This is a genomic window from Vibrio salinus (assembly GCF_021272385.1).
Taxonomy (GTDB): domain Bacteria; phylum Pseudomonadota; class Gammaproteobacteria; order Enterobacterales; family Vibrionaceae; genus Vibrio; species Vibrio salinus.
Genome location: NZ_JAJSDZ010000010.1, coordinates 1,426,464 through 1,452,543, shown reverse-complemented (window position 1 = coordinate 1,452,543; position 26,080 = coordinate 1,426,464). Strand labels below are relative to the sequence as shown.

At 43.2% G+C, this 26,080-nt stretch carries 25 protein-coding genes; 13 read left to right on the top strand and 12 right to left on the bottom strand.

Annotation, left to right across the window (positions count from 1 at the left end; genetic code table 11):
- Positions 1-62: 62 nt before the first annotated feature.
- On the bottom strand, positions 63-761 hold the full coding sequence (locus LRQ06_RS20125) for a GntR family transcriptional regulator (protein WP_232768822.1): 699 nt from the start codon (positions 759-761) through the stop codon (positions 63-65).
- A 411-nt stretch (positions 762-1,172) separates the two neighbouring features.
- Here LRQ06_RS20125 and LRQ06_RS20120 point away from each other — a divergent pair, with 411 nt between their 5' ends.
- Positions 1,173-2,783: an alpha-glucoside-specific PTS transporter subunit IIBC gene (locus LRQ06_RS20120; RefSeq protein WP_232768821.1), complete on the top strand. Its 1,611-nt coding sequence runs from the start codon at positions 1,173-1,175 to the stop codon at positions 2,781-2,783.
- Between the two features lie 38 nt (positions 2,784-2,821).
- Entirely contained in the window at positions 2,822-4,153 is a 1,332-nt protein-coding gene (locus LRQ06_RS20115; RefSeq protein WP_232768820.1) for a 6-phospho-alpha-glucosidase, read from the top strand.
- Positions 4,154-4,459: 306 nt separating this feature from the next.
- Here LRQ06_RS20115 and LRQ06_RS20110 read toward each other — a convergent pair whose 3' ends face one another.
- Genes LRQ06_RS20110 through pxpB form a run of 3 tightly spaced genes read right to left on the bottom strand, consistent with a single transcriptional unit; the run spans position 4,460 to position 6,829 of the window.
- Positions 4,460-5,218: a LamB/YcsF family protein gene (locus LRQ06_RS20110; protein WP_232768819.1), complete on the bottom strand. Its 759-nt coding sequence runs from the start codon at positions 5,216-5,218 to the stop codon at positions 4,460-4,462.
- Positions 5,219-5,241: 23 nt separating this feature from the next.
- Positions 5,242-6,165, bottom strand: a complete 924-nt coding sequence (locus LRQ06_RS20105; protein ID WP_232768818.1) for a 5-oxoprolinase subunit C family protein — start codon at positions 6,163-6,165, stop codon at positions 5,242-5,244.
- On the bottom strand, positions 6,158-6,829 hold the full coding sequence (gene pxpB, locus LRQ06_RS20100; RefSeq protein ID WP_232768817.1) for a 5-oxoprolinase subunit PxpB: 672 nt from the start codon (positions 6,827-6,829) through the stop codon (positions 6,158-6,160). The genes LRQ06_RS20105 and pxpB overlap by 8 nt, the downstream gene beginning before the upstream one ends.
- 209 nt (positions 6,830-7,038) lie before the next feature.
- On the opposite strand from pxpB, the gene LRQ06_RS20095 reads away from it, so the two are divergent.
- The gene (locus LRQ06_RS20095) at positions 7,039-7,908 is read left to right on the top strand and encodes a LysR family transcriptional regulator (RefSeq protein WP_232768816.1); all 870 of its coding nucleotides are present in this window, start codon (positions 7,039-7,041) and stop codon (positions 7,906-7,908) included.
- A gap of 57 nt (positions 7,909-7,965) precedes the next feature.
- Here LRQ06_RS20095 and LRQ06_RS20090 read toward each other — a convergent pair whose 3' ends face one another.
- On the bottom strand, positions 7,966-8,373 hold the full coding sequence (locus LRQ06_RS20090; RefSeq protein WP_232768815.1) for a GFA family protein: 408 nt from the start codon (positions 8,371-8,373) through the stop codon (positions 7,966-7,968).
- 331 nt (positions 8,374-8,704) lie between these two features.
- Here LRQ06_RS20090 and leuE point away from each other — a divergent pair, with 331 nt between their 5' ends.
- The gene (leuE, locus tag LRQ06_RS20085; RefSeq protein WP_232768814.1) at positions 8,705-9,340 is read left to right on the top strand and encodes a leucine efflux protein LeuE; all 636 of its coding nucleotides are present in this window, start codon (positions 8,705-8,707) and stop codon (positions 9,338-9,340) included.
- A gap of 89 nt (positions 9,341-9,429) precedes the next feature.
- On the opposite strand, the gene LRQ06_RS20080 is transcribed toward leuE, so the two are convergent.
- The 6 genes from LRQ06_RS20080 to LRQ06_RS20055 form a co-directional block, all read right to left on the bottom strand.
- The gene (locus tag LRQ06_RS20080; RefSeq protein ID WP_232768813.1) at positions 9,430-10,731 is read right to left on the bottom strand and encodes a histidine-type phosphatase; all 1,302 of its coding nucleotides are present in this window, start codon (positions 10,729-10,731) and stop codon (positions 9,430-9,432) included.
- Positions 10,732-10,763: 32 nt separating this feature from the next.
- Positions 10,764-12,122, bottom strand: coding sequence for an MFS transporter (locus tag LRQ06_RS20075; protein WP_232768812.1), 1,359 nt, complete (start codon positions 12,120-12,122; stop codon positions 10,764-10,766).
- Between the two features lie 141 nt (positions 12,123-12,263).
- Positions 12,264-13,073: an inositol monophosphatase family protein gene (locus LRQ06_RS20070; RefSeq protein ID WP_232768811.1), complete on the bottom strand. Its 810-nt coding sequence runs from the start codon at positions 13,071-13,073 to the stop codon at positions 12,264-12,266.
- Positions 13,074-13,256: 183 nt separating this feature from the next.
- Positions 13,257-14,246 (bottom strand): LacI family DNA-binding transcriptional regulator, encoded by a 990-nt coding sequence (locus LRQ06_RS20065; protein WP_232768810.1) that lies wholly within the window; start codon positions 14,244-14,246, stop codon positions 13,257-13,259.
- 117 nt (positions 14,247-14,363) lie between these two features.
- Entirely contained in the window at positions 14,364-14,999 is a 636-nt protein-coding gene (locus LRQ06_RS20060; protein WP_232768809.1) for a response regulator, read from the bottom strand.
- Positions 14,996-15,910 (bottom strand): sensor histidine kinase, encoded by a 915-nt coding sequence (locus tag LRQ06_RS20055; protein ID WP_232768808.1) that lies wholly within the window; start codon positions 15,908-15,910, stop codon positions 14,996-14,998. The genes LRQ06_RS20060 and LRQ06_RS20055 overlap by 4 nt, the downstream gene beginning before the upstream one ends.
- A gap of 705 nt (positions 15,911-16,615) precedes the next feature.
- Here LRQ06_RS20055 and pstS point away from each other — a divergent pair.
- From pstS to pstB, 4 genes are all read left to right on the top strand, one after another.
- Positions 16,616-17,659 (top strand): phosphate ABC transporter substrate-binding protein PstS, encoded by a 1,044-nt coding sequence (gene pstS / locus LRQ06_RS20050; RefSeq protein WP_232768807.1) that lies wholly within the window; start codon positions 16,616-16,618, stop codon positions 17,657-17,659.
- 85 nt (positions 17,660-17,744) lie between these two features.
- Positions 17,745-18,668 carry a phosphate ABC transporter permease subunit PstC gene (gene pstC / locus LRQ06_RS20045; RefSeq protein ID WP_232768806.1) on the top strand — a complete coding sequence of 308 codons (924 nt, stop codon included), beginning with the start codon at positions 17,745-17,747 and terminating at the stop codon, positions 18,666-18,668.
- Positions 18,665-19,501 (top strand): phosphate ABC transporter permease PstA, encoded by an 837-nt coding sequence (gene pstA, locus LRQ06_RS20040; RefSeq protein WP_232768805.1) that lies wholly within the window; start codon positions 18,665-18,667, stop codon positions 19,499-19,501. The genes pstC and pstA overlap by 4 nt, the downstream gene beginning before the upstream one ends.
- The gene (gene pstB, locus LRQ06_RS20035; RefSeq protein WP_308218843.1) at positions 19,498-20,349 is read left to right on the top strand and encodes a phosphate ABC transporter ATP-binding protein PstB; all 852 of its coding nucleotides are present in this window, start codon (positions 19,498-19,500) and stop codon (positions 20,347-20,349) included. Before pstA ends, pstB begins: the two co-directional genes overlap by 4 nt.
- A 57-nt stretch (positions 20,350-20,406) precedes the next feature.
- On the opposite strand, the gene LRQ06_RS20030 is transcribed toward pstB, so the two are convergent.
- Positions 20,407-20,931, bottom strand: a complete 525-nt coding sequence (locus LRQ06_RS20030; protein ID WP_232768804.1) for a macro domain-containing protein — start codon at positions 20,929-20,931, stop codon at positions 20,407-20,409.
- A 347-nt stretch (positions 20,932-21,278) separates the two neighbouring features.
- Here LRQ06_RS20030 and frdA point away from each other — a divergent pair, with 347 nt between their 5' ends.
- The 5 genes from frdA (at position 21,279) to LRQ06_RS20005 (ending at position 26,007) form a co-directional block, all read left to right on the top strand.
- Positions 21,279-23,090 carry a fumarate reductase (quinol) flavoprotein subunit gene (frdA, locus tag LRQ06_RS20025; protein WP_232765960.1) on the top strand — a complete coding sequence of 604 codons (1,812 nt, stop codon included), beginning with the start codon at positions 21,279-21,281 and terminating at the stop codon, positions 23,088-23,090.
- The gene (locus LRQ06_RS20020) at positions 23,090-23,830 is read left to right on the top strand and encodes a succinate dehydrogenase/fumarate reductase iron-sulfur subunit (protein WP_232765959.1); all 741 of its coding nucleotides are present in this window, start codon (positions 23,090-23,092) and stop codon (positions 23,828-23,830) included. The genes frdA and LRQ06_RS20020 overlap by 1 nt, the downstream gene beginning before the upstream one ends.
- A 4-nt stretch (positions 23,831-23,834) precedes the next feature.
- Entirely contained in the window at positions 23,835-24,218 is a 384-nt protein-coding gene (gene frdC / locus LRQ06_RS20015; protein WP_232765958.1) for a fumarate reductase subunit FrdC, read from the top strand.
- 10 nt (positions 24,219-24,228) lie between these two features.
- Positions 24,229-24,591, top strand: coding sequence for a fumarate reductase subunit FrdD (frdD, locus tag LRQ06_RS20010; RefSeq protein ID WP_232767104.1), 363 nt, complete (start codon positions 24,229-24,231; stop codon positions 24,589-24,591).
- 96 nt (positions 24,592-24,687) lie between these two features.
- The gene (locus LRQ06_RS20005) at positions 24,688-26,007 is read left to right on the top strand and encodes an anaerobic C4-dicarboxylate transporter (RefSeq protein WP_308218831.1); all 1,320 of its coding nucleotides are present in this window, start codon (positions 24,688-24,690) and stop codon (positions 26,005-26,007) included.
- The last annotated feature ends 73 nt before the right edge of the window (positions 26,008-26,080 follow it).

The following is a 26,080-nucleotide window of genomic DNA, read 5'->3' as shown; positions in this document are numbered from 1 at the left end:
GGGGGGGAAACCACCCGCTGTTTTTTCCTCCAAACATACAAATACAATATTTCAGAACTTCTCTAACGGGGAATATACAAGCCTAATATATGCTCACTGGATTTGATACTGGCAATACTATAATCAATAGGGGTTCCATCCACCAGATTGGCCACTGACCGGATTTGTAGCAATGGTTCGTTGATATTCAATTTCAACAATTCCAGCTTTTCCTTATCTGAAATTATGGACGAAAATTCCTGATAACATCCTTCTATTTTTAATTGTGTCACCTTCTCTATATATTGAAATTTTGATCCTTCCAACACGCGAATGTTCAGTTCAGGAAACACACGGACAGGCAAATAACTTTCCTCAAGGATTTGTGGCCTGCCATTATAACGCCTTAGTCTCTTTACATAATATACTTTATCTTCTGATTCTATTTTTAGCTGCTTGGCTATTTCGCTATCCGGAACCTTAACCGAAAATTCTAGCACTTCACTGATAACCTTTTCACCCATTTCCTGAGAGCGTTCCTGAGCACTGCGAAGAGGAACCAGTTGGTGAACCACGTCTTTATGAGTAATAAATGTGCCACTGCCCTGTCTCTTTTCTATCAAATCTAATGCAACAAGCTCTTCAATAGCTTTACGGACAGAGACCCTGCTAGCTTTAAACTCTTCCATCAATTGCCTTTCTGTTGGTAGAAGGTCTCCAACAGAATACTCATCGGAATTGATGCGTAATCTAAGCTTATTAGCAATATTTCTATATATCATTAATTGATCTCAATCATTTGAATGGTATTAAATATATATTATTTAGTTTATAACAAACTAAGACCTTTCTCACATATCATCTCTTTCAGATATCGATTTCAGAAAATAACAGAAACTAGAAAAATTACCTAGGTAGTATAAATACGAGATACAAAAGTTCAGAAAAAGAACGAAAAGATAACCACTCAGCAGGTATATTGGTCTTATTTTTATAATCAAAGAAATACCAATAATACCTTTTTAATACGAATATAGTATGTTTGTGATAGCAATCACTTTTCAACCTCCTAAATACTATTAATATCCGGCGTAAAGGAACTCATGTTATTACCCAATAATGTCTACCTGGAACATTAGGTTCTGCCCAACAAATAGTTAATAACAATAAATAAAAATATAGGAAGCAAAATTATGATGAAAGCGTTACAAAGATTTGGGGGTGCAATGTTTACACCTGTGCTCCTATTTCCATTCGCAGGAATTGTGGTTGGAATTTCAATTCTGTTCACAAACCCCACACTGATGGGATCACTGGCCAGTCCGACAACAATCTGGTTTAAATTATGGATGGTCGTTCAGGAAGGCGCATGGACGGTATTTCGTAATATGCCCATTTTATTTGCTGTTGGCCTGCCCATCGGTCTGGCAAAAACCGCCCCGGCGCGGGCCTGTCTGGCGGTCATCGTGTCATACATGACGTTTAACTACTACATCGCGGCAATATTAACGACCTGGGGACAAGACTTTGGCGTCGATTTTTCCCAACCCATCGGCGGCGTCAGTGGCCTGACAATGATCGCGGGTGTCAAAACCTTAGACACCAGTATCATAGGCTCCATATTTATTGCCGGTATCATTACCTACCTTCATAACCGCTTTTTTGATAAAAGACTGCCCGATTACCTTGGCATTTTTCAGGGAACCGCTTTTGTCACCATCATCGGTTTTATCGCCATGCTCCCTATCGCCTTTCTGACCGCCTTATTCTGGCCAAAAGTTCAGAGTGGCATTGAATCCATGCAGGTATTCTTAAGCAACGCAGGCGTCATCGGAGTCTGGCTGTATACCTTCCTGGAACGAATTCTCATCCCGACGGGCTTACACCATTTTGTCTACGGCCCATTTGTCTTTGGCCCTGCGGCGGTTGAAGGTGGACTTCAGGCCTATTGGCTACACCATATCCCTGAGTTTGCCAGTTCCTTACAACCACTGACAGATCTGTTTCCACAAGGCGGGTTCATGCTGTTTGGCAACAGTAAAGTCTTTGGCGCCATTGGGATTGCAGGCGCAATGATTGCAACCGCCGCACCGGAAAACAAACGAAAAGTCGCCGGTCTCATTATACCTGCCGCATTAACCGCAGTATTAGTTGGTATCACCGAACCGTTGGAATTCACGTTTCTGTTTATCGCACCTTATTTGTTTGGTGTTCATGCAGTGCTTGCCGCAACGATGGCTGCCGTAATGTATATGAGTGGTGTTGTCGGCAACTTTGGCGGCGGAATTTTGGAAATGGCCGCAACGAACTGGTTACCCATGTTTGGAAATCACGCCATGATTATGGTGAAACAGCTGATTATCGGCTTCTCATTTACCGCCATTTACTTCTTTACCTTCAAGTATCTGATCGTCCGGTTTGATGTAAAAACACCGGGAAGGGAATCTGACGATGAAGATATCCGATTGGTATCTAAAAAAGAGTACAGAGAGAAAAAACAGGGAGTGGCTGCCCAAACCGCCACCGATTCCCGTGACGAACAGGCACTTCAGATTCTGAAAGCCCTTGGGGGAATGGACAATATTGCCGAAATCAATAATTGCGCAACCCGGCTGAGAATCAGTGTCAAAAACCCGGATCTGCTGCTTTCGGATTCGGTATTTCGTCAGGCAGGCGCTCACGGAGTGGTCCGAAATGACGAAGCAATTCAGATAATTATAGGGCTTTCTGTTTCTCAGGTTCGGGACCGGATAGAAAACATCATGGATACCCCTATGCCAACAAACGCTCAGGCCCTTGTATAAACTTTGATCATCAATAATGAATGATAATGGAGATTCACATGAACAAACATTCTGTATTAATCGCTGGTGGTGGTAGTACTTTTACCCCTGGAATTGTCTTAATGTTATTAGATAACCTTGATAAATTCCCTATTAAAGAACTGAAATTTTACGATAACGATGCAGAACGTCAGGAAACCATTGGTAAAGCATGCGCTATCATCTTAAAAGAAAAAGCACCGGATATTGTGTTTTCCTATACAACAGAACCGGCAGAAGCTTTTTCGGGCATTGATTTTGTGATGGCACACATCCGTGTCGGTAAATACGCAATGCGGGAACTGGATGAAAAAATCCCTCTGAAATATGGCGTACTGGGTCAGGAAACCTGTGGTCCTGGTGGTATTGCTTACGGAATGCGCTCAATTGGCGGTGTCTTAGAACTATTGGATTACATGGAAAAATATTCACCCAATGCCTGGATGCTGAACTATTCCAATCCAGCCGCTATTGTCGCTGAAGCAACAAGAAAGCTAAGACCAAATGCAAAAATTCTCAATATTTGCGATATGCCTCTTGGCATCGAAATGCGGATGGCCGAAATTCTGGAATTAGAGTCCAGAAAAGAAATGGATATCCGCTACTATGGTCTGAACCACTTCGGATGGTGGTGTGATATCCGGGATAAAGCGGGTAATGATCTCATGCCAAAACTGAAAGAACACGTTGCAAAACATGGTTACGTCGTTCAGGAAGAGCTCAGCTCACAGCAGCATTGCGACGCAAGCTGGTTAGATACCTTTGCAAAAGCAAAAGACGTATACCCTCTCGCACCGGACACCATGCCGAACACTTACCTTAAATACTATTTATTCCCGGACTATGTCGTAAAACATTCCAATATCGAATATACCCGGGCCAATGAAGTAATGGACGGCAGGGAAAAATTTGTCTTTGGTGAATGTAACAAAGTCATCGAACAAGGCTCTTCTGCGGATTGTGAGCTGCACACGGATGACCATGCCGAATACATTGTTGATCTGGCACGGGCTATCGCCTACAACACAAAAGAAAGAATGCTGCTGATCGTCCCTAACAATGGCTCAATCAGTAACTTTAATTCTACGGCGATGGTTGAAATACCTTGTCTTGTCGGCAGTAACGGGCCAGAACCGCTTTCCATTGGCGAAATACCCCTGTTCCAGAAAGGAATGATGGATCAGCAGGTTGCTGTTGAAAAGCTGGTAGTCGAAGCATGGATTGAAAAATCCTATCAAAAACTGTGGCAGGCTATCACGCTATCTAAAACTGTACCAAGCGCCTCTGTTGCTAAATTTATCCTTGATGATTTAATCAAGGCGAATAAGGACTTCTGGCCTGAGCTAAACTAAAAAACTGAGGTTAATTCATTATGCAAGTGTAAACGTATCCGTAATTGGCATAAACCATTAACTCCAATTCTAAATAAATTCCTATACTGTAATAGTGTAAACGTTACCATTTAGGTGATCCAGGTCACGGACTTTAAATGACTCTTATTTATAATTAGAGACCTAGCCCAATTGACCAGAACCACACTCTTTGTGGTATAGGTGATTATTTTAGTGTTGCGTTATGTATAGATGTCCCCCAGGTATTATTACTATAACGTACAGTTAACCCTAACCATTCCATCTACTGGTTAGGGTTTATTTTTCTTATCTGTAAGCCTCAACACTGACATCACTATCTTCTAATGCTTTACGGACTTTTTTAGCAAAACTCAAGGCATGATCACCATCACCATGAATGCATATAGTATCCGCTTTAACAGGAATCCACTCACCGGTGACACTCTTAACTTCGCCTTTCAGCACCATATCAAGCACCTGCTGCACCGCTTCATCATCAGACTGTAATAACGCATTTTCCTGAGTCCTCGGAGTTAATGAACCATCAGGCTGATAAGTTCTGTCTGCAAATACTTCGTTATAAACACACAAACCTAACAACTCAGCGGCTTTTATCAGCTCGCTGCCAGCTAAACCATACATAATCAAGCCCGGGTCGACATCTTTAACCGCCTGAGCAATCGCCATAGACATATCCGGATTTTTAGCTGCCATGTTATACAGAGCACCATGAGGTTTTACATGATGAAGTTTAAGATCCATGGCAGCTGAAAATCCATACAACGCGCCAATCTGATAAACGACCATATTGTAAATTTCTGAGGGTGAAACCTGCATATTACGACGGCCAAAACCCTGAAGATCATTGAATCCTGGATGAACTCCCACAGCTACCCCGTTTTTTTTAGCAAGCTCAACCGTATTCTTCATGACCGTCGGATCACCGGCATGAAATCCACAAGCGACATTAACCGAACTTACATGCTGAATAATATCAGCGTCACAACCAAGGGAGTAGACACCAAAGCTTTCACCCATATCACAATTTAAGTCCACTTTAACCATTTAAATTCCTAGCCTCTTTCGTTCTATACCACGCCCATGTGAATTTTGTTCAGGTAAAATTGCTGTTCCTGATAAGCATGCTTTGCTTCTTCAGGCGTGACTTTACGGAATAAAATATCAGTGCCCGGTCGGAGCTGGCCGATTTTCCATAAATCAGAAGCGATAACAGAAGCCATCCTTGGATAACCTCCGGTGGTTTGCCCATCAACACCAATAATAATCGGTTTCCCCTCCGGTGGTACCTGAATGATTCCGGGCAAAATGCCATGCGACAGCAATTCATGAGACACCATTCTTTCCAGAACCGGACCATCGAGACGAAATCCCATCCGGTTTGATTCGGTTTTAACCCGCCATGGAGAAGAATAAAATCGGTGTATGGCATCAGGTGAAAACTGTGATTCTTCAGGACCTTCCATCACCCGAATGACTCCGTCATTATGGGGAAGCAACACTCCGACAGATTTCTGTATTGCGCTCTCTGTGTGAAATAATGAAATACAATCTCCTTTCTGCAAAACTCTGCCTGCATACCCACCGAAACCTGACTGCAGGTCGGTCGAGCGGGAGCCCAGAACAACAGGTACATCAATTCCACCTTCAAGACACAAATACGAACACAAGCCGGATTTCAATGTTCTAAGTGTCAGCACCTGACCGGCACGAGCCATCATTCGCCACCCTATCATCACAGGTTTTTGATCTAACTGAGCAAAACATTCTGCTCCTGTAACAACGAACCAGGTATCACGGACAAATTTGACTTTTCCATTACCAAACATCCATTCAATTCCGGCAGCTGATATCTCATTTCCCAGAAGCATATTTCCAACTCGAAGCGACAAAGGATCGGTTGCCCCCGATAATGCCACACCCTGATCCCGGAAATGTTGTCGCCCCAAATCCTGAACAGAGGTTAGAGGCCCAGCCTGTAATACCTCAATCATTTGTCAATATCTCCTTTGCAACAAAGTGTACCCTGTCTCCCGGCATCCAGATAGCCGGCTGCTCCCGGTTGACATCAAACAGCTCGACATCGGTTTTACCAATTATCTGCCATCCACCAGGAGAACGATTAGGATACACTCCTGTCTGTGCGCCACCAATAGCCACCGATCCCTTAGGAACAATAGCCCTTGGTGATGCATGCCGGGGAGTAGTTAAACGGGCTGGCATCCCTCCAAGATACGCAAATCCGGGCTGAAAACCGAGAAAATAGACAATGTATTCACTGTCACTGTGTAACCTGACCACTTCCTCCTGACTGATTCCATGATAGGCAGCAACCCCTTTCAGATCCGGACCATTATCTCCTCCATATATCACCGGAACTTCAATTACCTTTTCATGGTCATATGAAGACATTTCGATATCCTGCCAAAGAGATAAAAGTACCTGTAACTCCTGCTTTAAATCGATCTGATACATGTCAAAAATAATGGTCAGGTTATTCATTCCGGGTACGACATCACTGACGAAAGCCTTATTCCGATAAAATTCCGTAATGCACCAGATTTTTTTCTGTAGCCCGATAGAAGCCGGTTTTGTTGACTCGATTGTAATTGCCGATTCACCCAGACAATACAAACGAATGTCATCCTTAAGTTCCATTATTTCGTCCATAAAATCTTTTTAGGTAAAATATATCACCATTTTGTCACAAAAATACTCAAGTCATTTATCCCTTTCTCCCATATTCGAAAGCACAACATAATGAATGGGGTGATTTACTGTCCCAGACAGAATGAGTATTTAATATTATTTGAAAAACAAATCCATGAGCGGTATTTTTACCCAATATTAATTTACTTATTAAATAGATGATGCATAAATCGACGTTAGAGCAATGGCTCATTCTTCAAACAATTATAGATAAAGGCGGTTTTACTGCTGCAGCTGATTCTTTATACAAAAGCCAGTCATCCGTTAGCTATGCCATTAAAAACCTTCAGGAGCAGTTGGGGGCAAAGCTCATTCAGGTTGAGGGGAAAAAAGTGAGTCTGACCGATATTGGCAGTGCTCTTTTAGATGATATTCGTCCCCTTTTGGCTGAATTCACAAATGTTGAGCGCAAAGCAAAAACACTCATATCCGGCGACCCGGCCAAAATATCAATCGAAGTGGACAGCCTGTATCCCAAATCACTGTTATTTCAGGCTCTCGCGTCATTTGAAGAGGCGTACCCTCATACTCAAATAGAATTAAAAGAATCCATCCGTTTATTTCATTCAAACAAGAAACCTGACTGCGATCTGTTTATAGGTTCCAGAACCATAAGAGAAAGCATTGATGAGAAACTATATGATGTAGAAGTCAATGCTGTAGCTCACGCTGACCATCCCCTGTTCCGCCTAAAAAAAGGGGAATTGTCGATGAATGACCTAACGCACTACACCCGAGTTTATATTGATAATATCGGCGAATTCAACAACGATACTCTGGACTTGCCAAAGTCAAGATGGACCGTTAATACCGTTGAATCTGCAATTGAAGCGGTAACAAGCAAACTGTGTTTTGGTTGGTTACCACTGCACAGAGTAGACTCACTATTAGAGACAGGGGTATTGCGCTGTTTACCTCTTGCCGCAGGTTGCAAACGGGTTATTCCAATGTATTTAACCTATACCGACTTTGAACAGTCAACAACAGCAGTCAAAGCACTTGCCAGAATGCTAAAAGAATGCCACTAAAAGACTAACTCCTATCAGTGACAATGAAGCCCGGAATTCACCCGGGCTTAAGTTCATTTATGGCTGCTTATCAAAAACTTTCACGCCTTCCGGTATTTCGTACCAATCCTGTTTCTCGCTTACCCAGACATGAGCAACAGGCTTAACAATACTGGTATCTTCAAGATTAGTCGGTTTTAACTTCAGTAATTCCGGTTTCTCCGGATCATAGTGATACATACGATTTCCGCATACCGGACAAAATTTTGCAGCTGAAATATTCCCGCTGTCAGAACTCCGGCTCCAGTCACTCATTTCACCTTCAAAAATAACGTCCTTAGCATCAACTACCGCTGTAATACTAAATGCACTCGTTGATAATTTCTGACATTCTTTGCAATGACAGGCCACAACCATTTTTGGCTCTCTCAACAGTGTATATGTTACATGGCCACACTGGCATGCCCCTTTAATTGGATAACCCATTACTCACCTCCTTTGAAAGACTAAAGAAAATGTATCAGTTAATCCCCCGGGATAAAACTAGAAAAAGAAGCCACTATTATGATTAAAAGGCATAATTAACAATATAATTTAAACAAAAATATTGTCGCCTTTCACATGAAACAAACGCCTTTAATAAGGCCTTCAATCCCGATTTCTACATTTTAATGTTAACCAGGTATAGACACATTCAGAGCTTTTATATGACAATGTAAACTTTCTGGAGTAATTGTCTTTCAGGTATCAAATTACGGTGAAAATACGCAAAAAAGCAATAATTCCCATTTATCGTGTTACAAATTGAGTTCATTTTATGTTTGAAAGTATCGGTGTATTAAATATATGGACCTACCTTGCGGGGTTAATCATGATTATTCTGGCTCCCGGTCCTAACTCTCTCTATGTGCTAAAAGTCGGCTCTACCCATGGTATCCCAAAAGGTTATCATGCAATTGCAGGTGTTTTACTGGGTGATGCTTTTTTGATATTACTTGCTTATCTTGGCGTTGCATCACTTATCCAGACATCCCCGACATTGTTCACTATCATCCGGTATCTTGGAGCAGTTTATCTGTTATATCTGGGCTGCCATTTAATTTATAACAACTGGATCAGAAAACCGGAAGAACAGAAAACCACCAAAGTGAAAAAAGAAAAGGTTTTTCGAAAATCTCTGACGTTAAGCCTGACAAACCCTAAAGCAATTTTATTCTATGTATCGTTCTTCATTCAGTTTATTGACTACCACTATGAACATACCTGGATTTCGTATTTAGTCCTTGCTTCAATACTGGAATTAATGAGTATCACCTACCTGAGTGCTCTTATCTTTTTAGGTAATGGTCTGACTAAATTATTCAGAGAACACACGACTCTTAATAAACTTGCTAACAGCCTCCTCGGACTTTTCTTCATGGGGTTTGCTGCCAGACTTGCCGCAGTTAACTGATTTGGGTTCGTATATTAAAAAGCCCTGACTCCGCTAGTTCACCGGAGTCAGGGCATCTGGTTTATCCTGTTTTCCTTTTTAATACACAATTACAATCCGGAATATTTCCTCTGCTCTTTATATGACACGGGAATAACTGCGGAAGCATCAATACTGCTTTTTATATGTGTCATCATCTCCTGATAGGGACATAACACCCCAACATTTGTCTTCTGACAATGAGCCATCGAGTACTCTTGTTTTAGAGGCTGATGATGAGTGTCAAGACTCACTAAGTAACGAATCTGATCGAGAGACTGTGCCTGAAAATAAAGCCGGATAAAGCGCTGCCCGCTTTTTTCTTCCCGCCACCGCTCGAAAATAAGACTTCCGGTAGGCGGAATATTTCCTCTGGGGTAATCGCCCAGTTTCCAGCTAAAATTCAACATCGTTCTGAGCCAGGAAAGATTTGTATCATGCGCGACGTACAGTAACCATCTCACATCCGGCGGCCCTATTTGAGTATCGGTATTCCTGATATCCAACGCCTGCACTATCTGATTCATAAGAACTGAGCCGCCACGCATCGCGATATAAGGAACATCATTGATATAGTCATACTTTGTCGTAAGAAGCGGCATTAACCGGGCGACATCCTGTGACGAATGAACAGCACCGAAAGCAATATCTTTCTCTGGATTATTATTACTCCAGGCCAGACGAAAAGTCTCCGCCATATTGGCTAATGTACCTAACCCTTTGACTTCAAACCGTCCATCCTCTTTTTGCCTGACCGACCATTTTTCATCAAAAACAGGACACGGATGATTTTCTTTGCATACGACGGATTCTATCGCGGTTATATCTTTTTGGGCTTTTTTTTCGGCCAGAACAATACTGCCACCCATCGCTTTTTTTATACCGGAAAGCGCTTTATTCTTATCCAGCTTAACCAAACCCATTTTATCATTATGAAACAACGGGTCTTTTGCTGCCTGTACAGAATGAATATCTACACCGCATCCCGGGAAGGCGCCATCAACCAGAGCTTTAGCCGTTGCCTTAGTCCTCTGATAAGGACTTGCCCAGACAAAAATGGAACCGGCATCAGGACATCCCGGTTTCAGAACGCCCTGCTTTCTTAATCTTACTGCTTCGTAGCGGCCTTTGATCACCGCCGCTGCATAGCCATGTCCCGTCAGCTCACCATCATGGGTTAACCAAACCGGCCACTGTCTGGCAGTACCGGTCTCCATTGCTTTTGTATTGCCCGGGGTGGGTGGTCTGACACCATGCCGGCTTACTTCAACCACTTTTTCTAAAACATAACCATTCGCTGATGCTATCTGGCTAGCGAACAAAAAAGCCAGAAAAAATAGACGAAGACACCATTCTCTGTTCTTAATAAACATATTGTTATCCCTGTTTTGTCCTGAACCATACGTTAATTGGTGACACTGGACTCTGTCAGCACATTGCGCCTTGCGACGATTCCGGCAGCGATGAAACACATAAGAGCAGAAAGCAGCCCGCTACTAATCCAGAAAATGGAAAGAGAATGGAAATTATATAAGGTTTTTCCGGCTTCAATATACGAAGTATGATCAATAATCACCCCAGTAATAAATTCGCCAAATCCCGCTCCGGCATAGCTGGCAATACCAATGGTACCCAAGGCGGCACCCGCGGCTTTTTTAGAAGAAATATCCACCGCAATCAGGCCACCCAGAAAACAGGTCAAAGCCCCTATCGTTGCCCCAAAAATCAACATGGAAATGATGTCGGTATAATAATTTTTAGGTAAGAACAACATGGCAGCAAAACCACAAACATTAATTAAGCTGATAAACCCTGCCATAACACTACGGTTACGAGGGAAAAAACGGTCAGATAAAACGCCTGCGATAATAGTACCAACAATACCTGCGATGGCATTCACGCCCACAATGGCTGATGCTTCGATAGTGGTATAATCTTTGGCTTGTTGAAAATAGAAAATACCCCAGGAGTTGACCGCGTACCGATCGATATACATAGATGCGGAAGCAATAGCGATCACCCACAATGCAGGATTTTTCAAAGATAACAACTGGCTTTTAATAACCGGGCCCTGTTGCTCGATCTCATCCTGAGGTTCATTACGAATAACTCCGATTGGTGGATAGCCGGCACTTTGTGGAGAATCACACATAAAGAGCAATATAACAATCGCCCCGATAACGCCCAACGCAGAAGAAGAAAAATAGCCTAAATTCCAACCGTAAGTCGCTACAACCGTAGCAATTCCCATATAAGTTACGGCTTCACCAACATTATGGGCCGTAGACCAAAGAGAATAAAAGGTTCCGCGCTCTTTCGAGCCATACCACCGGGCCAGCGACACAACACATGGTCCAGCGCCCATTGACTGTGCCCAGCCATTGATGCCCCAGAACAAAGTCAGCCACATAGCATTTGTATTAAAGCCCATCAACAGGTTCATACACGCACTGAGCAATAGGCCAAAACCCATAAAGTGAACAACGTTCGCATGGTCCGCCAGAAATCCGTTAACCAGTTTACCGATTGCGTAAGCAAAAAATAAAGCGGAGCCTATCATCCCTAATTCTGTCGGCGAAATACCGATATCAATCAGAGCACTCTTAGCCACCGTAAAAGAAAGACGGCAGACATAAAAAGTCACATAAGCTATCGTCATAGCAAGGAAACTTTTCCACCGAAGAAACATAAATTTCTGAGGATTAAATGTTTTATTTTCTGCTGCGGGAGCCGCAGCTTTGAAAAAATTCACAACTCCAGACATAATTGTTACCCCATTTAGTAATAGAACACTTAATCTGATAGTTGCCAATTTCGAGTCTTATTTATCGCTTATATGTACTCTATTTATAACCGGCATTGTAGGGTATCAGAGTAAAGTGAGTCTCAGATTATAATGACAATGTTATTCCAGCCGCTGCGTGATCATATCGCTCAACTGTGCAAATATTGTCTCGTTAGCCAGCAATAGAGGGTTCCCCTGAAGCAGACCATGATTGGCCAAAAAATCATTACTTACGCCTCCGGCTTCAACAACCAGAACCAGACCCGGCAGGCTGTCCCACGCATTCATATGAGGTTCGTAATATCCAATCAGCCTTCCGGCTGCAACCCAGGCTGTCATCAAAGCGCCGGAACCGCTTCGTATAAACATGCCGCCCTTGTGCAGCAGATTCCCGATAAAAGGCACAAATGTCTCAGGTGTCACACGGTGTGAAACTCCAACACCCATAACCCCATCTTTCACGTCTTTTCCCGGATGAACACGCATGGGTTTATCATTCACCCACGCACCTTTTCCTTTACAGGCACGGAAAAGTTCACGATGATTTGGATCGTAAACCACACCCACAACTGGCTGACCCGCGACTAAAATACCAATGGACACACACCAGTTATGCAATCCATTCAGAAAACAGCTGGTACCATCGATCGGATCGACAACCCAGGTACATAATGCACTTTCATCACCCCCTCCGGTTTCTTCACCTAAAAAATCATCATCAGGAAAACGGCTGCTGATCATTGTCCGGGTCAAATCTTCAACTGTCCGGTCTGCTTTACTTACAACATCCTGAAAATCATCACCTTTATGTTCAACGACAAGACTCTCCCGTTGCTGGTAAAACTTAAACCCACAATTTGCGGCTTCAACGGCTACCTCGCAGGCATACCGGTATCGTTCTTCAATATCCTGATCTGTTAAATTTTTCATATTTCAACCTTATTGCACACGTGTGCAATTATTAATAAAAAAAGAGTATACTTAAACTTAAGTTTGAATTTGCACGCGTGTGCAAATTCAAACCAAAAAAAATATACCGAAGAATACTGATTAATATGGGCGCTTAATAAACGAAATTCTGTGACCATGAACTCAGAAACTAAATTAAGCTAATCACGCTGTTTTTCTTAAAACTAATTTGACAGGTACCGCCTTCTGAGTTGATGGCCGGGAAAAATCAAAAATTCTTTTTAGTAGCGAATCTACCGCGAACTTCGCCAAACTGTCAGTATCTTGCTGAATAGTCGTAAGTTGATAAGCATCAAAAGAAGCTTGGGGAATATCATCAAAACCAACAATCTTTACGTGGGAAAATTGCGAATTATTCTTAATATAATCGACGACTCCCATGGCCAACATATCGGTTGCACAGAATATCCCCCCCAGAGATGAATCATTGTTTAACAGTTTTTCAGCGGCATCCCAGCCTGAACGATAGCTACTGTCCGGACAAAAATAAGCTTTGGGAGTAACCGCATCCAGAGCCTGACTAAAAAAAGTCCAACGTTGCGATGAACTGAAATTAACTTCGCTTTCACCGATAAAACCGATCTCTTTAAGCCCCTGAGCCAGAAAAAGCTCTGCAACTAAACTCGCTCCCTGTGCATTATCACTACAAATCAGATCCGCTCCGGGTAAATCTGCGTAGCGATTAAGCAACGTAACAGGGATTTTTTTTGCCAGATAATCTTCCGCAAGAGACAAAGGAGGGGCACCGGATGTCAAAATAACGCCGGCGATATGATAACTTAATAAGTGACGTAATGAAGGCTCAAGCTGCTGCGGGTCATCGGCATTAATCAAAAGAGGCATAAACCCCTGTAATGCCAGATGATGAACTAACGGAGCAAGCAACTTGCTCCGGAAAGGGTTGTCAAATCCGGCGGTCACTATCCCAACAAAATTACTGCTCCCTTTCGTCATTGTCCGGGCAATAATATTAACCTGATATCCCAGCTCTCTGGCTGAATTCATCACCAGTTCCCGGGTATGCTCGGAGACAGACGCACCTGGTGTGAAAGTTCGGGAAACGGCAGATCGGGAAACCCCTGCATGACGGGCAACATCAGCGGCTGTCACCCAACTTTTCTTTTTCGTCGCCATTTCCACCTCTGGTTTATGATACTCATAGATTCATTCTAAGCTAATAGAATGAAATATATAAGTAAATTATTCCAGGTAGCTAAGTCCCGTGGAAACCGGCTTCGTAAAAATGTCCAGTTAAAATTCCATTAAACCACCGGAGCAAATATCTTTCCCCAGCGCAGTTAGTGTGTACTCTTTATGATTCAGTTTTTTTACGATACCACAGTTGACTAACTGCCTAAGATGAAAATTAAATTTGGTGTGATCATCAACATCAACCAAACGACAAAGGTCCATAAATTTAACCTGATGATACAGTCGTAGCTGCTTAATCACGGAACGACGGATGGGGTTCGCCAGCGCACTAAAAATAAGATCATCATCACGTTCAGATTTTACCGACTTAGGCTGATACTTCTGAACCACTTTCTTTAACGTCACTACTAAAGTATCAATATCAAATGGCTTTGTCAGAAACTCATCTGCCCCTTTTTTCATGGCGTTTACAGCAAGATCCACGGTTGCGAAAGCAGTCATAATAATAATCGCAACACCGGGCTGGAGATATTTAAATAATGTAATCCCGTCAATTCCCGAAATTTCACCCAGCATGATGTCTAATAAAATAACATCAAAGTTTTCTTCTTTAAGACGTGCCAGAGCCGTTTCAACACTGGAGTCACATTCGACTTCAAAATTTTCATACTCCAGTGCCGCACATAAGCTATCACGAAGCGAATCATCATCTTCAACAATGAGTACTTTTTTCATTGAATATTCTCCGGAATCACGACATGAGCACATGCACCGACAGACTTATCATCAAAGTGCAAACTTCCCCGGTGAGATTTCAGAATGTTAGACACAACATTCAGACCAACACCCGTTCCGTTATTACCGTGTTTGGTAGTAAAGAAAGCGTCCTCTATCAGCGCTTTATTATTAACAGAGATACCCTCACCTTCATCCATAATCTTAATGTGAATGAGCCCCTGACTGGCAAAGGCTTCTATCGCTATGTATTTCACCTCTGATTCTTCACAGGCATCAATGGCATTACTCAACAAGTTACTCCACACAGATAGCAATAAATTCTTATCCCCAAACACCGTTAAATCAGGCTGAATTTTACGGGAAACTGAAAAATTTTTTAATCGGAAATGCAGCAGTGATAATGCTTCTTCGATGGAATCGTTAATGAGGAACTCCGATTTATCCGGTGTCAGCGTTTGTGAATAGTTCAGCACACTTTGACAGGTTCCGATAACCCGTTGAATACTCTTTTTCATGCGAACAGCATGATCCAAAATCAGTTCATCATCTTTTGCCAGTCTGACGATCATATCACTGCTCAGTAATGCACTACTCAGAGGCGTCTTCATCTCATGGGCAAGGGCAGCACTCCATTCCCCTAGCTCTCTCAGGTGCACTTCATGCAACTGGTACTGAAGAGTATCACTTGCCATTTGTTTAGATTCTTCAGAATATAACCGCAGTTTCTGATAAACAACTACGAGTAAAAATCCGGCCGACCCCAGCAGGTAAAGTTTTTCAGACAATGTATAAGGAGACATCAGCAAAGAAACGGAGCAAACCATCAATGCCAGAGGAAATGAATAGCTTTCATACCATGTCTGCTGGTTACCTTTACCATTTCGATCCGTCTTAATCCAAACAGACAAACTGTAAAACACCATAGAAATATAAATAATAAGGTGCTGGCTGCTGATATCCCCTATATATGAGACAAATAAAATCAGTACGAAAAACAGACTCAATATTAACTTATGAAAACGATATGCCAGTAAATTTTTTGTCCATACGCTAACAATACATAAAGCAAGACTTATCAGTGACAAAGAGTGAAGCGTTGCTAAGTATACGGAAACTTCGGACCTGATATTATCGAGGGTATAGTAGAAGTCTAAAAAATGCTCAGTTGAAATAGCCAACCCATGAAACAGACTGAAAACCGCAAAATAAATCAATGAGTTATATGTGAAATCTTTTTTTTCAACATGTCTGTTCAGAAAAATCAGAAATGCAATAAAAAAATAGATAATTGTGGTTATTATTTGCAGCTTGAATGAAAAGAAAGAATTCATTATTAATACAAATCCATATTCTGTTTTTTCTATGATATTTCGTTTTTATGACAAAAAAAATACATAATTATTTTTAATTTACATGCCTTAAATGACAGTTATTCACAGTAAAAATAGCAATATGATAAATATTTTTATCATAATTAACCATTTCAGATAAATATTCCCAATTATTCTTTTCATGTAACGGAATGTAATAAAACTGTCATTCAAAATTTTTAGCGTGAACCTATCAATTTCTTCACTCACTACATAAATACATTATCTATTTTTGGGGTAACCATGAAATTCACGAAAACAGTTTTACTTGCTTCTGCTGCTCTGTGCCTTTCTTCGTATGCTTTCTCTGCAACAAACGAACTAAATGGCGCCGGTGCGACATTCCCTTATCCGGTATATGCAAAATGGGCTGAAGCCTACCAAAAAGAAACAGGTGTAAAAATTAACTATCAGGCAATTGGTTCAGGTGGCGGTATCAGACAGATAGAAGCAAAGACTGTTGATTTCGGTGGTACTGATGCACCACTGGATGTCAAAGAACTTAATAAAGAAGGTATGATTCAGTTCCCAATGGTAATGGGCGGGATCGTTCCGGTGGTTCATATCCCACAAATAAAAGAAGGTCAGCTCAAGCTGACTGGCTCTCTTCTGGCAGATATTTACCTGGGTAAAGTTAAAAACTGGAATGACAAGCGCATCGGTGAGCTGAACCCTGGTGTTTCATTGCCAGACCTTCCAATTTATGTTGTTCACCGTTCTGACGGTTCAGGCACTACTTTCAACTTTACTGACTATCTTGCTCGTGTCAGCAGCGACTGGAAAAACAATGTTGGTGTAGGCAAAGACATCACATGGCCAAGCGCAGCAACCGATATCGGCGGTAAAGGTAATGCAGGTGTTGCAAACTATGTAACCCGTACAAAAGGCTCAATTGGTTATGTTGAATACGCTTATGCGACTCAAAACCACCTTGCTTACACTCAGATGAAAAATAAAGCTGGCAAATTTGTGAATCCAACAGCAAAAAGCTTCCAGGCTGCGGCTGCAAATGCGGACTGGAAACACGCTCCTGGCTTCAAACTTATTCTGAATGATCAACCAGGAGCAACAACCTGGCCTATGACTTCAGCGACTTTCATTCTGATGCATAAAAATCAGAAAGATGCTGATAAAGCAAAAGCAATGGTTAAATTCTTTACCTGGAGCTATCAACACCCTGAAATGGCAAAAGATCTTGATTATGTTCCAATGCCAGAGTCTGTTGTCCGCTTAGTAAATAAAACATGGAAAAACAACCTAAAATCAAATGGTCAGCCCGTTTTATAACTAGGACCTAACTCAACAAGACCACACCCAAACCATTGGTGTGGTCACTTTATTTAAGCAACTATATATATGAGTAATAATATGTATGAGTAATACAACAAATATGAATCGTGGAGATAATATTTTTAATTCAATCAGCTTAATTAGTGCGTTGATTGTCTTAGTATTACTTGCCGGATTGATTATCTCTCTGATCAGTGGTAGTCAGTTGGCATTTTCTACGTTTGGTTTCAATTTTATCGTCAATGATAAATGGGACCCAATCAAGGGGATCTTTGGTGCAGCAGCTTCCATCTACGGTACACTGGTCAGTTCTTTAATTGCCTGCCTTATCGCCGTCCCACTTTCTCTTGGTATCGCTGTTTTCCTTTCTGAGCTCGCCCCTCAATGGATACGAACTCCGGTTGCAAAAGCAATTGAATTGTTGGCCGCCATTCCCAGTATTATTTTCGGTATGTGGGGATTGTTTGTTTTCGGCCCGTGGTTTTCTGATAACTTTCAGGTTTGGTCCAGTGAACATCTGGGAGATTTGCCTGTCATCGGTGCGCTGTTTTCAGGCCCGCCTATCGGAGTCGGACTCCTGAGTGCAGGTATCATCTTATCTTTTATGATACTCCCTATCATCACGTCACTGACAAAAGAAGCGCTGGCATCCATCCCGAATGTACTGAGAGAAACCGCTTATGGTATTGGAGCAAACCAGTACGAGGTGATTACTAAAGTGCTACTACCCAGTGTAAAAAGAGCAGTCGTCAGCGCCTGCATTCTCGGGTTAGGCCGGGCATTGGGAGAAACCATGGCCGTTACCTTTGTAATCGGCGGCGCAAACCGAATTCAGGCATCGTTGTTCATGCCGGCAACATCGATTGCCTCCACCATTGCACAACAATTCAATGAAGCGACAAATTCCATACATATTTCATCACTACTTGGCTTAGGTGTCCTCCTGTTTGTCATTACCTTCATCGTGATGCTAATAGCAAACCGTCTTGTGGGAGATAAAAAATGACCATAAGAAAATTTAAAAACAAATGCTTTTACTGGCTATGTATTCTTGCAGCGGCTCTCGGTATTCTGGTACTGGCCAGTATTCTATGGACGCTGATCAGCGAGGGTTTAAAAGGTTTAAACGTGGCTCTGTTCACTGAAATCACTCCGGGACCGGGAAGTCATGGTGGATTAAAAAATGCGTTCCTTGGTAGTCTTTATATGACATTTCTGGCCATTTTGATTGCCACACCGATAGGTCTTCTGGCTGGAACATGGCTCTCGGAAAAAGAGAAAAATCATCCTGGAGCACAAGCTATTCGCTTTCTGAATAACATTCTGGTCAGTGCGCCTTCCATTCTGGTTGGTCTGTTTGTCTATGCCATTATAGTGGTACCAACAGGGGGGTATTCCGGCTGGGCCGGCACAGTCGCTCTCGCGATTCTGGCCCTTCCGACCATTATAGCCTCAACAGAAGAAATGTTACGTCTTGTACCATTATCACTGAAAGAAGCCGGACGAGGTATCGGAGCGGCAAACTGGGTTGTCCTTATTCATCTATGCTACCGTTCCGTTGCCCCCGGCATTATTACCGCCATTTTACTTTCTCTAGCAAGAATTGCCGGAGAAACCGCACCATTATTGTTTACCGCCCTTAACAGTAATTTCATGAGTACTTCGATGAGTTCTCCGATGGCAAACCTGCCCGTCACTATCTATCAGTATGCCATGAGTCCTTATGAGTCATGGCAACAACTGGCATGGTCCGGAGCCCTTGTCGTTACGCTGTTTATTCTACTTATTAACTTAGGGGCAACCCATTTACCAAAATTAATCTCGGTGAAAAGAAAATGAATACAAACGCAATGTCATCAGCAACATCTGCTGTTTTACACATTCCTGAATCAAACCAGTTCGAGTCCACGCAGGAAGTTATTGATGAAAAAGATGTAGTGCTAGATATTCAAAGTCTTAACTTCCACTACAACAAACATGCAGAACCTGCACTAAAATCCGTTACATTACCAATTTTTAAAAAACAGGTTACGGCCCTTATCGGCCCATCAGGCTGTGGTAAATCAACCTTATTACGCTGTCTGAACCGGATTTACTCTTTGTATAACCAGCAATTTGCAACAGGCGAAATCAACTACGATGGCACAAATCTTCTAACTATCAAAGACCTGAACGAATTACGTTCCAAAATTGGCATGATCTTTCAAAAGCCGACGCCTTTCCCTATGTCGATTTTTGAAAATATCGCCTTTGGCCTTCGTCTGGACGGCAAGTTAAGTAAATCTCAAATCAAGGAAAAAGTGGAATCTGCACTTAAGTCGGCAAATTTGTGGGAAGAAGTTAAAAACAAACTTCACGATGATGCCACAGGGCTTTCCGGTGGGCAGCAGCAACGTTTATGTATTGCAAGAACGGTCGCCCTTGAACCATCCATCATTCTTATGGATGAGCCAACTTCTGCACTCGATCCCATTGCAACATCTGCGATTGAAGAACTCATCACTCAGTTGAGAAAAGACTACACTATCGTGATCGTCACTCATAACATGCAACAGGCGATGAGGATATCGGATCACACTGCCTTTATGTATCTTGGGGAACTTATCGAGTTCTCACCAACCCGTCAGTTATTCACCCACCCTACACACGAACGTACCAAACGATATATTTCGGGTGATTTTGGCTAATTCAGGCTCAAATGCCCAAAGGAGTAACTTTCCACACCGAGGCGTTGCTCCTTTTTTTTAGTTTTTAAGTTGTCGGTATGTATTGTCGTAAATATCGAATAAGGCCTGATCAAACAAATAAAAAAATACCTGCAGCGATTTATATTGCGATTCACAACAGGTCATCAGCGCAATGTAAGCCGCTTCTTCGAGAGGATAGCCATATACACCACAGGATATAGCAGGAAATGAGATACTTGATAAATCCATCTGCAATGCCAGTGATAATGATGAGCGGTAGGCCTGCTCCAGATGATAAGGCGGGTTTGAGTCCGAAAAATAATTCGGTCCAACCGTATGGATAACATACTGACATTTTAAACGACCCGCTTTGGTTATCCGTGCCTCCCCAACCGGACAACGAACGCCATCGATATCAGGCAATGCTTTGCATTCTTTCAATAACCCGGTACCGGCCGTTCGGTGAATGGCACCATCGACCCCACCGCCACCCAGCAGCGTCACATTTGCCGCATTAACGATCGCATCAGAATTCGACTGAGTGATGTCACCACGCTTCAAAATAATATGATTATTATCCATATCCCCTACCTTTCCATCACAGATACCTACCTTATATAACTAGCACATGCCCCTAAAAAACGGTATCTGACAACGATGAAAAATTCCCCGGTTATAAAAAACACAAGATCAGAACGAATTTTTTTTCCAAATAACAAGTTTTTGGAACGTATTTTTTGGGTTACAGAAGTTACAAAAGGTTTAGATAGTTACAAAATAAGCAAAATCAATATTTCTTACTATTCCCAGTATTAGACTACCCACAATATAGTCAATCACGTTTTTTTCGGTGTACAACACTGATATATAAGAACAATAAAAGTGATAATTTACACTACACAATTTCTATTACTCACTGGAGGATAACTGTGCAAACTTTTACCACAGATATCGCGGTCATTGGTGCCGGTGGCGGCGGTCTTCGCTCAGCGATTGCAGCAGCCGAAGCAAATCCAAACCTGGAAGTCGCTCTGATTTCTAAAGTTTACCCAATGCGTTCGCATACCGTTGCAGCGGAAGGCGGCTCAGCGGCTGTCATCAAAGAAGAAGATTCACTGGATAACCACTTCAATGATACGGTTGGCGGTGGCGACTGGTTGTGTGAACAAAATGTTGTGGAATATTTTGTTGAAAACGCAACCCGCGAGATGACCCAAATGGAACAATGGGGTTGTCCATGGAGCCGTAAAGAAAACGGCGAAGTGAACGTACGTCGTTTTGGCGGAATGAAAATTGAACGCACCTGGTTTGCAGCGGATAAAACCGGCTTCCACATGCTTCATACTTTGTTCCAGACTTCAATGAAGTACCCACAAATTAAACGTTTTGATGAATATTTTGTGGTTGACCTGCTGGTTGACGGCGATGAAATTCAGGGTCTGCTTGCTATTCACATGTCAGAAGGCGAGATGGTCATCATCAAAGCCAAATCCGTCATACTGGCAACCGGTGGTGCGGGTCGTGTGTATCACTGCAACACCAACGGCGGTATTGTTACGGGCGATGGTATGGCGATGGCTTACCGTCACGGCGTACCACTGCGTGATATGGAATTTGTTCAGTATCACCCGACAGGTCTGCCGGGTACCGGTATTCTGATGACCGAAGGTTGTCGTGGTGAAGGCGGTATCATGCTGAACAAAAACGGTTACCGTTATCTGCAGGACTACGGTCTGGGACCAGAAACACCGGTGGGTCAGCCGAAGAACAAATACATGGAATTAGGTCCGCGAGACAAAGTGTCGCAGGCTTTCTGGCATGAGCAACAGAAAGGCAACACCATTCAGCACCCACTGGGTGATGTGGTGCATCTGGACCTTCGTCATCTGGGTGAAGAATACCTGGAAGAGCGTCTGCCGTTTATCTGTGAGCTGGCCAAAGCGTACGTTAACGTAGACCCGGCGAAAGAGCCGATTCCAATTCGTCCGACGGTTCACTACACCATGGGTGGTATTGAAGTTGACCCGGCGTGTGAAACCCGTATTAAAGGGTTGTTTGCGGTGGGTGAATGTGCGTCTTCCGGATTGCACGGCGCTAACCGTCTGGGCTCTAACTCACTGGCGGAATTCGTGGTACTTGGCCGGGTTGCGGGCGAAAGCGCGGTGAAACACGTGGACAAGTTTGCCGGCTGGGATGATAAGAAAATCGCGGCACAGGTAAAAGAAGTGGAAGCCCGTATTGAGGCGCTCCGCACTCAGGAAGGTGACGAGAACTGGGCAACCATCCGTACCGAGATGGGGCAGAGCATGGAAGCCGGTTGTGGTATTTACCGTCAGGAAGACCTGATGCAGCAGACCATCGACAAACTGGCTGAGCTGAAAGAACGTTACAAAAAAATCAGCATCAAAGACAAAGGCAATGTATTTAACACTGACCTTCTTTATGCAATCGAAGTGGGTTATGGCTTAGATGTTGCAGAAGCAATGGTTCACTCTGCGATTAACCGTCACGAATCCCGTGGCGCACACCAACGTTTAGACGAAGGTTGTCAGGAACGGGATGACGTTAATTATCTGAAACACTCGCTGGCCTTTTACAACCCAGAGGGCGCACCGAAGATTGACTACAGTCCGGTAACGATTACCAAATCGCAACCGAAAGCGCGTCTGTATGGTGATGCAGCAGAAAAAGCAGCAGCGGAAGAAGCGGCGGCAGCAAAAAGCGCAGAGGAGAAGGCATAATGACCCCACAACGCATGCAAAAGGTAGATATTCTGCGTTATGACCCTGAAAAGGATGCTGAACCATATCTACAGTCGTACGAAGTGCCATTCAATGAAACCATGTCGGTTCTGGATGCGCTGATGTACATCAAAGACAATCTGGACAAACACCTGTCATTCCGCTGGTCCTGTCGTATGGCCATTTGTGGCTCTTGCGGCATGATGATTGGTGGCGTACCGAAACTGGCGTGTAAAACGTTTCTGCGTGATTATCCGAATGGTGTCAAGATTGAGCCGCTGGCGAATTTCCCGATTGAGAAAGACTTAATTGTGGACATGACTCCGTTTATCGAGCGTCTGGAAGCCATTAAACCTTACATTCTTGGTAACGACCGCAAACCGGAAGACGGCACTAACCTGCAGACACCGGAAGAGATGGCCCGTTACAAACAGTTTGCGGCGTGTATCAACTGTGGTCTTTGCTATGCAGCCTGTCCTCAGTTTGGTCTGAATCCTGACTTTATCGGTCCTGCGGCGCTGACGCTGGCGCACCGTTACAATCTGGATACCCGTGATAACGGTAAGGCCGAGCGTATGGATATAATCAACGGTGAAAACGGTGTCTGGGGCTGTACGTTTGTCGGTTACTGCTCTGAAGTGTGTCCGAAACACGTTGACCCTGCAGCAGCAGTTAACCAGGGCAAACTTGAGTCATCAAAAGACTTTGTGATTGCCATGCTAAAACCACAGGAGTCATAAGAAGATGAGTAATCGTAAGCCTTATGTAAGAGAAATGAAACGGACCTGGTGGAACAACAATCCGTTCTACCGTTTTTACATGTTACGTGAAGGAACGGTATTACCCCTGCTCCTGTTTACGGTATTCCTGACGTTTGGTTTGGGTGCATTGGTACAGGGCCCGGAAGCCTGGGCAAGCTGGTTATCATTTATGTCTAACCCGGTTGTCATCATTATCGATATTCTTGCGCTGCTGGGGTCACTTTACCACGCGCATACATTTTTCGGCATGCTGCCGAAAGTCATGCCAATCAAACTGAACGGCAAAGAGATTGATACAAAACTGATTGTTGGCGGTCAGTGGGCAGCGGTTGTCGTGATTTCAATCATCGTATTGCTATTGGTATAAGGAGAAGACTGTGATTAATCAACATCCAAAACGTTCCGACGAGCCGGTATGGTGGGGTCTGTTTGGTGCTGGTGGTACCTGGTTTGCCATAATTTCACCGGTCACAATCCTTGTACTTGGTGTTTTGGCACCGCTGGGTATTCTGGATGCGGACGCACTCAGCTATGACAGAGTGGCGGATTTTGCCGGCAGCTTTATTGGTGGCATTTTTGTCATTCTGACGCTGGCGCTGCCAATGTGGCATGGTATGCACCGTCTTCACCACGGTATGCATGATTTGAAAATCCACACTGGTTCACTGGTCAAGTTCCTGTGTTATGCAATTGCGTTTGCTATCACTGTACTTGGCGTTGTGTTTGTATTTATGATTTAACGACTTAATGAGGCAGTGAACTTCCCTACAGGTGAAACTGCCTCGCTGTATAGGAAACAAAAGATGTCAATAATACACTTATTCGACGGTATCAACATGTTCTATGTTCACATGCTATTGTTGTTGGCCGTCATCTTCACTGGTATCCGGTTTGGAGGCGTCGCGTTTGGTCTGCTTGGTGGCCTTGGCGTAACCATTCTGGCTTTCGTATTCGGTATTGCACCAGGGAAACCCCCTGTCGCCGTAATGCTGATTATTTTGTCTGTAGTTGCAGCTTCTGCAACGCTTGAAGCGACTGGTGGTCTTAAACTTTTAGTCAAATACGCAGAAAGATTAATGCGTAAACACCCTAACCAGATCGTATTCTTAGGTCCTATCTGTACTTATACTTTAACCGTTTTGGTCGGTACAGGTCACTCTGTATACCCTCTTCTACCGGTTATCTATGATATTGCCTATAAAAAAGGCATTCGTCCTGAACGTCCGATGTCAATTGCATCTGTCGCTTCTCAGTTAGGTATTACTGCCAGCCCTATTGCAGCGGCTGCAGCCGTTGTCATGGCAACAGCAACCGATAATAACCTTGATATCGGTCTGATCGATGTTCTGAAAATCACCATTCCAGCTACTTTCTGTGGTCTGATGGTGGCTTGCACATGGAGCCTGAAACGCGGTAAAGATCTGGATAAAGACCCTGAATTTCAGGCTCGTCTGAAAGATCCTGAATTCGTCGCAGAACTTGAAGATAACGATGGCACTAACGAAGAACAGGATATTGAACATACTGCAGGCAAAGGTCTTGGTATCTTCCTTGGCGGTATCGCAGTCGTTGTCTTTGTTGCACTATTCGGTAAAACACTGGGACTTCTGCCGCATGGCGTGAAAATGTCAGTTGCTATCCAGTTCTTAATGCTTGCGGTTGGTGCCGTCATCCTTCTGACAACTAAAATTCAACCAAAGAAAATTGTTCACAGTAACGTTTTCATCGCCGGTATGACTGCAGTTGTCATTATCTTTGGTATCGCATGGATGAGTGAAACCATTATTACTCACCACGAAGATTACCTGATTGGAATGATCAGCGGCATTGTTGCAGCACACCCATGGGCATTTGCGTTCGCCATGTTTGCAGTATCTGCATTCCTGAAGAGTCAGGCAGCCGTTCTTACCATCATGCTACCTCTTGGTTTTTCTTTAGGAATTCCGCCAAAAGTACTGATTGGTGTATTGCCTGCTTGTTACGCATATTTCTTCTTCCCATTCTATCCAAGTGATCTGGCAGCGATCACTTTCGACAGAACCGGAACAACCCGCATCGGTAAATATGTACTAAACCACAGCTTTATCATCCCAGGATTTCTTGCCGTATCAACAGCAACCATCATTGGTTACTTCTTGTCTATGGCACTAAATTAATAGAATAAAACTCTGTTTATTCTATTAATTGAAGGTCTTGGTGATATATTTTTCGGCTGATTGGTAATACAAT